The organism is Cryobacterium sp. TMN-39-2 (assembly GCF_004402745.1).
Classification (GTDB): Bacteria; Actinomycetota; Actinomycetes; order Actinomycetales; family Microbacteriaceae; genus Cryobacterium; species Cryobacterium zongtaii.
Window position 1 is genome coordinate 22895 of record NZ_SOFX01000030.1, and the last position, 6560, is coordinate 29454.

At 68.8% G+C, this 6560-nt stretch carries 4 protein-coding genes and 1 pseudogene; all 5 read left to right on the forward strand.

What is annotated here, in order from left to right; genetic code table 11:
* Nucleotides 1–140: 140 nt before the first annotated feature.
* Nucleotides 141–1400: an extracellular solute-binding protein gene (locus E3O57_RS11085; protein WP_165787846.1), complete on the forward strand. Its 1260-nt coding sequence runs from the start codon at nt 141–143 to the stop codon at nt 1398–1400.
* A gap of 9 nt (nt 1401–1409) precedes the next feature.
* Nucleotides 1410–2423: a carbohydrate ABC transporter permease gene (locus E3O57_RS11090; protein ID WP_088454997.1), complete on the forward strand. Its 1014-nt coding sequence runs from the start codon at nt 1410–1412 to the stop codon at nt 2421–2423.
* Complete coding sequence (locus tag E3O57_RS11095; RefSeq protein ID WP_088454998.1) at nt 2420–3304, forward strand: carbohydrate ABC transporter permease; 885 nt, start codon at nt 2420–2422, stop codon at nt 3302–3304. Before E3O57_RS11090 ends, E3O57_RS11095 begins: the two co-directional genes overlap by 4 nt.
* Nucleotides 3305–3423: 119 nt before the next feature.
* On the forward strand, nt 3424–5703 hold the full coding sequence (locus tag E3O57_RS11100) for a beta-glucosidase (RefSeq protein WP_103478493.1): 2280 nt from the start codon (nt 3424–3426) through the stop codon (nt 5701–5703).
* Between the two features lie 506 nt (nt 5704–6209).
* A pseudogene (locus E3O57_RS11105) lies at nt 6210–6560 on the forward strand (hypothetical protein); the annotation flags it as partial.

Below are 6560 nucleotides of genomic sequence, written 5' to 3' on the forward strand. Positions count from 1 at the left end.
CCGAACCGAACAGCAGCCCGTCAGGGCGCGGCTTCACACCAAGACCATCGACCACCGATGGTGTCCCTCAATGAAGAGAAAAGGTTGAACCAATGAAGGTGAACCACACCACCACGGCGAAGAGGATCTTCGCGGGAACGATGGTCCTGGGCCTCAGCGCCCTGGGCATCACCGCCTGCAGCGCCGATTCGAACGAAGGGTCTTCGGGCGGCGACGTCACGATGAGCCTCTGGCAGAACTCCACCACCGGCCCCGGCCAGGAATTCTGGGACAAGACCGTCGCCGACTTCGAGGCCGACAACCCCGGCGTCACCATCGACGTGCAGGCGATCCAGAATGAAGACCTGGACGGCAAGCTGCAGACCGCGCTGAACTCCGGCGACGCACCCGACATCTTCCTGCAGCGCGGTGGCGGCAAGATGGCCGCCATGGTCGCGGCCGGCCAGCTGATGGACATCACCGATGGCATCTCCGACCAGGTGCATGAGGAGATCCCCGACGGCTCGTTCATCGCGAACAGCCTCGAAGACAAGGTATACGCGATGCCGGTCGCCGTGCTCCCCGGCGGCATCTTCTACAGCCAGGACCTCTTCGACGCCGCGGGTATCACCGAAGCGCCGGCCACGATCACCGACCTCGAAACCGCGGTCGAAAAGCTCAAGACCACCGGGGTCGCCCCGATCGCACTCGGCGCCAAGGACGCCTGGCCCGCCGCGCACTGGTTCTACTTCTTCGCGCTGCGCGAATGCAGCCCCGATGTCCTGGCCGAGGCCGCAGACACCAAGGACTTCTCGGATGACTGCTGGATCAAGGCCGGTGAAGACCTCGAGAGCTTCGCCGCCACCGAGCCCTACAACCAGGGATTCCTGACCACCGCCGCCCAGCAGGGCGCCGGCAGCTCCGCCGGCCTCCTGGCCAACCACCAGGCAGCGATGGAACTCATGGGCGCCTGGAACCCCGGCGTGATCGCATCGCTGACCCCGGATGAGAAGCCGCTGGCCGACCTGTCCTGGTTCGCGTTCCCCGAGGTTGACGGCGGCGAGGGCGAGCCCGGCTCGATCCTCGGTGGCGTGGACGGCTACTCCTGCTCGGTCGACGCTCCCGCTGAGTGCCTCGACTTCCTCAACTACATCGGCAGCGCCGATGTGCAGAAGGAGTACTACGCGGCATTCAACGCCCCGCCGGTGAACACCGTGGCGCAGGAAGCCGTCACCGAGCCCTACCTGCAGGAGATCATCGCGGCCTACAACGCGGCCCCGTACGTCTCGCAGTGGCTTGACACCGTCTACGGCCAGAACGTCGGAAACGCGCTGAACGTCGGCGTTGTCGACCTGCTGGCGGGCAAGGGCAGCCCGGAGCAGCTGATCCAGGCTGTGAACGACGCGGCCAAGAAGGCCTAGGCACCACTCATGTCAGTTCGCGAGAACACTCCGACGCGATTAGAGGTGGATCTCGCGAGCGGTGGGGCCACGGGCACCACGCCCGTGGCCCCGCCCGTGCGGCGCCGCCGCAGCAGTTCGGTCGGGGCCAGGGTCGAGATCGCGGTCCTCGTCGGTCCCGCTCTCATCGTCTTCCTCGGCTTCGTGATCTTCCCCGTCGTTATGGCGGCGTACTACGGCTTCTTCAGCTGGCAGGGCTACGGCCCGCCGACCGACTTCGTCGGGTTCCGCAACTACGTCACGATCCTCCAGGACCCCACGTTCCAGGAAGCCCTCACCCACAACGGCGTCATCGTCGTTCTCTCCCTCGTGCTCCAGGGGCCGGTCGCGATCCTCCTCGCGCTGCTTCTCAACCGCAAACTCCGCGGGCAGTCCCTCATCCGGGTGCTGATCTTCGTGCCGTACGTGATCTCCGAGGTTGTCGTCGGCACCGGCTGGAGCCTGATGCTGCAGTCCAACGGCGCGGTCAACGGCATGCTGGAGAAGCTCGGGTTGGGCGCTTTCACCCAGGATTGGCTGTCGAACCCTGACATCGCCATCTGGACCCTCATGGTGATCATCACCTGGAAGTACGTCGGCTTCGCCGTCATCCTCTTCCTCGCCGGTCTGCAGGGCATTCCGGAGGAACTGCCGGAGGCCGCGGCCATCGACGGTGCCTCGTTCTGGCAGATCCAACGGCACATCACACTGCCGCTGCTCGCTCCCACCCTGCGTATTTGGGCGTTCCTGTCGATCATCGGCGCCCTGCAGCTCTTCGACCTCGTCTACATCATCTGGGGTCAGTACATCGCGTCAACCGCGGGCACGTCGACCATGGCGACGTACCTCGTCGCCAACGGCCGGAACGCCGGCAACTACGGATACGGAAACGCCGTCGCCGTCGTGCTCTTCCTGATCTCCCTCGTCGTCGCGCTGATCTATCAGCGCTTCGTGCTGAGTCGGGACACCGAAGGCGCAATCACCGAGAAGGGGACGAGCAAATGACCGCGCTCACGACGCCCGCTGTGGCGCTGCCGCCGGCCAACCCGCCGGCCCCGATCAAGACGAGCCGGCGCTGGGGCACTCCCGTCGCCTACGTCGTCGCGGTGTTGGTGATCGGCCTGATGCTCGCCCCGGTGCTGTTCATCATCATCGGCGGGTTCCGCACCAACGCCCAGATCACCACAGACCCGTCCGGCTGGCCGAGCGTCTGGAACATCGGCAACTACCTCGACGTGTTGACCGGTGGCACGTTCTGGCGGCTGGTGGGCAACTCCCTGATCGCCGGGTTCGCCACCACTCTCGGCGTCGTGGTGCTCGGCCTGATGGCCAGCTACGTGCTGGCCCGGTACAAGTTCCGCGGCCGGGGCATCCTCTACGCCACCTTCGCGGCCGGTCTGATGTTCCCCATGACGGTGGCCATCACCCCGCTGTACCTGGTGGTGAAGAACCTGGGCCTGATGAACTCGCTCGGCGGCGTCATCCTGCCGCAGATCGCGTTCGCGTTGCCGACGACCATCATCATCCTGGTGCCGTTCCTCCGGGCCATCCCCGATGAGATCCAGGAGGCCGCGTTCATCGACGGCTGCAGCCGGCTCGGCTTCTTCTGGCGGATGATCGTGCCGCTGGCCATGCCCGGCGTCATCACCGTGGGAATCCTGGCGTTCATCGCCAGCTGGAACAGCTACCTGCTGCCCCTGTTCATCCTGAACAACGACGCCGTGTTCACCCTGCCGCTGGGTGTGCAATCGTTCGCGTCGCAGTACTCGGTGGATACCGCAAAGGTGTTGGCCTTCACCTCGCTGTCCATGATTCCGGCGCTGGTGTTCTTCGCCCTGTTCGAACGCCGCATCGTCGGCGGGCTGACCGGCGCGGTCAAGGGTTGATCGGCTGCCCGCGACACGCGCAGCCTGATTCGTCGACGTTGAAGAAGTAGAAAGAGATCGTTGTGACTAACCCAGAACTGCCCCAGGCATCCGACCGCGTGCGCGAACTGCACGCTCGGATGACCCTCGAAGAAAAGCTCGCCCAGCTCGTCGGCTACTGGGTCGACCAGGGCGGTGAGGTCGTCGCCCCCCTCGCCGGGGAAATGGCCACCTCGACGAAATACGACGAGGCGACGCAGCACGGGCTCGGCCACCTCACCCGGGTGTACGGCACCCGGCCGGTCGACCCCGTGGAGCGGGCCGAGTGGCTCTGGGCGGAGCAACGCCGCCTCACCGGAGAGACCCGGCTCGGTATCCCCGCCATCGTGCACGAGGAGTGCCTGACCGGACTCGCGGCGTGGAAGGCCGCGACGTTCCCCACCCCGCTCGCCTGGGGGGCCGCGTTCGATCCCGCCCTGGTGCAGGAGATGGGCCGCCTGATCGGCGGATCGATGAAGCAGCTCGGCATCCACCAGGGGCTCGCCCCGGTGCTCGACGTGATCCGCGACCCCCGCTGGGGCCGGGTCGACGAGTGCATCGCCGAAGATCCCTATGTGGTCGGGACCATCGGCACCGCCTACGTCACCGGTCTGCAGTCGGCCGGGGTGCACGCCACCCTCAAGCACTTCGTGGGCTACTCGGCCACGCAGGCCGGCCGGAACCACGCCCCGGTGCACGCCGGGTCGCGGGAGATCAACGACGTGTTCCTGCCCCCGTTCGAGATGGCCGTGCTCGACGGCGGGGTGCGGTCGGTGATGAACTCGTACGCCGAGATCGACGGCGCACCCGTGGGCGCCACCCCGGAGTACCTCACCGAGATCCTCCGCGACCGGTGGGGCTTCGACGGTGTCGTGGTGTCCGACTACTTCTCGGTGGCATTCCTGCAGCTGATGCATGCCGTCGCCGCCGACCGCGGTGAGGCCGCGGAACTCGCCCTGACCGCGGGGATCGACGTGGAGCTGCCCACCGGCGACGCTTTCCTCGCGCCACTGGCCGAGCGGGTGCGTGCCGGGCTGACGGATGAGGCGCTCATCGACCGGGCCGTGCTGCGGGTGCTCTCGCAGAAGGAGGACCTGGGCTTGCTCGATGAGACCTTCACCATGGCGCCCACCGAGATCGACCTGGACTCGCCAGAGCACCGGCGGGTGGCGCGGGTTCTGGCCGAGGAATCCCTGATCCTGCTGACTAACGACGGCGTCCTTCCGCTCCTGGGCGCCGGCGACCGGGGCCCAGGCACCATCGCGGTGCTCGGCCCGAACGCCGACTCGACCGAGGCCCTGATGGGCTGCTACTCGTTCGTGAACCACGTGCTGGCGCACCACCCTGACGTGCCGGCGGACCTGACCATGCCCACGGTGCTGGAGGCGCTCCAGCAGGAGTTCCCCTCGGCGGAGGTCGTGTGGGCCCCGGGCTGCGAGGTGGAGGGGTCCGACGCATCCGCGATCGCCGCCGCCGTCGAGACGGCGCGCGCCGCCGACGTGGCCGTGGTCGTCGTGGGCGACCGGGCCGGCCTCTTCGGTCGTGGCACCGTGGGTGAGGGCAACGACGCGGAAAGCCTCGAGCTGCCCGGGGTGCAACGTGAACTCGTGGAGGCCCTGGTCGCGACGGGCACTCCCGTGGTGATGGTGCTGATGACGGGCCGGCCGTATGCGGTGGCGTGGGCCGTCGACGGCCCGCACGCGCCCGCGGCGGTGCTGCAGGCGTTCTTCCCCGGTGAAGAGGGCGGAGTCGCGATCGCGTCGGTGCTGTCCGGCGCGGTCGCGCCGACCGGGCACCTGCCCGTGTCGCTGCCCAGGTCTGCCGGGGCGCAGCCCTACTCCTACCTGCACCCGATCCTGGGTGGCCCGTCTGACGTGACCAGCGTGGACAGCACCCCGGTGCTTCCGTTCGGGCACGGGCTGAGTTACACCACCTTCGACCGAACCGGGCTGGTGGCCGACGCCGAGGTCGCGACCGGCGGCACGTTCTCGGCGAGTGTGCGCATCCGCAACACCGGCGAGCGGGTCGGCACCGATCTCGTGCAGCTCTATGCGCGGGATGTGCACGCCAGCGTCACCCGGCCGGTCGCCCAGCTGCTGGGCTACCACCGCGTCACGCTCGAGCCCGGCGAGGAGGTCGTGGTGCGCTTCGCCGTTCCGACGGCCCGGCTGGCGTTCACCGGCCTCCGGCACGAGCGCATCGTCGAGCCCGGCCAGGTGGACCTGTGGGTGGGTGCCTCCTGTGCCGACAAGCAGACCCTCGCGAAGATCACCATCACCGGTGCCGTGCACCGTGTGACGGTGGCGGATGCTCGCCTGGTGCAGAGCCGGGTCGAGCGGGTGACTGAGCGCACGCGGGGGACCGCGGCGGTGCCGGTCTAGCGGCGGGGTGGGGGCGGCGCGCCCGGCACGGCGGCTTCGCGGCGTCGGCTGAGGTATGCGGGTCAGACGCCGCTGTGCGGGTGGCAAGCCACCCGCATAGCGGCGCGTGACCCGCCCGCCCGTGAGCGGCATCCTCCCGCGCCTCCGCAGCCGCCGCCGCGCGCATCCACCCGCCGCGCTCGCCTCGGAGTTGCCGGGCGGGGCTCAACGGGGGCGGAAGCCCCGATGGGCAGAAGAAGGGGCAGGCCACCCCGATGACGGCCCGCCCCATGCGGTGGTGTTTCGGGTGTGACCTCGGTCGGGCCCTATCAACGGTGCCTCAGGGTCACACTTCGGGGAACACCCCCGTATGGGGGGATGGTATCCCCGTTCTTCCGTCTTCGAAAGGTGTCGGGCACGGATTCCTGCCGTCGCATGGTGTGATGTTTGGCAGGATGATCTGACACGTATCGCCACGCGGCCCCGGATGCTCCGGGCTGCCGCCGTGCCGGATCAGGGGGAGAGCCATGACGACGCAGCCAGGCCCCGCGGCCGCACCCGCAGTGCTGACCGTCGGGGGAGTGAGCAGGAGCCGCGGCTCCCGGCCGCCGGAGGATCTCGAGCGGCTGGCCCACCTCGTCGAGGCCGCCTGGGCGGTGGACGGCAACGCGGAGCGGGCCATCCGGTTCGCCGTCGCGTCGGCCGGGACCCTGCCGCACCCCGGCTCCGGCCGCACCGATGCCCTGTTCGACGCGCTCGCCACCGTGGCGGCGGCCGACCTCACGGCCGCCCGCGTGCTCGAGGCGCACACCGATGCCCTCACGATCCTGCAGCAGGCGCCGGGCGGCACGGCCGAGGCGGTCGCCACCCTGCCGGGC

What these genes read in the sequence shown, in the direction of transcription:
- E3O57_RS11090 (WP_088454997.1), top strand. Translation starts at nt 1,410, where the DNA reads ATGTCAGTTCGCGAGAACACTCCGACGCGATTAGAGGTGGATCTCGCG.
- E3O57_RS11085 (WP_165787846.1), top strand. Translation starts at nt 141, where the DNA reads ATGGTCCTGGGCCTCAGCGCCCTGGGCATCACCGCCTGCAGCGCCGAT.
- E3O57_RS11100 (WP_103478493.1), top strand. Translation starts at nt 3,424, where the DNA reads ATGACCCTCGAAGAAAAGCTCGCCCAGCTCGTCGGCTACTGGGTCGAC.
- E3O57_RS11095 (WP_088454998.1), top strand. Translation starts at nt 2,420, where the DNA reads ATGACCGCGCTCACGACGCCCGCTGTGGCGCTGCCGCCGGCCAACCCG.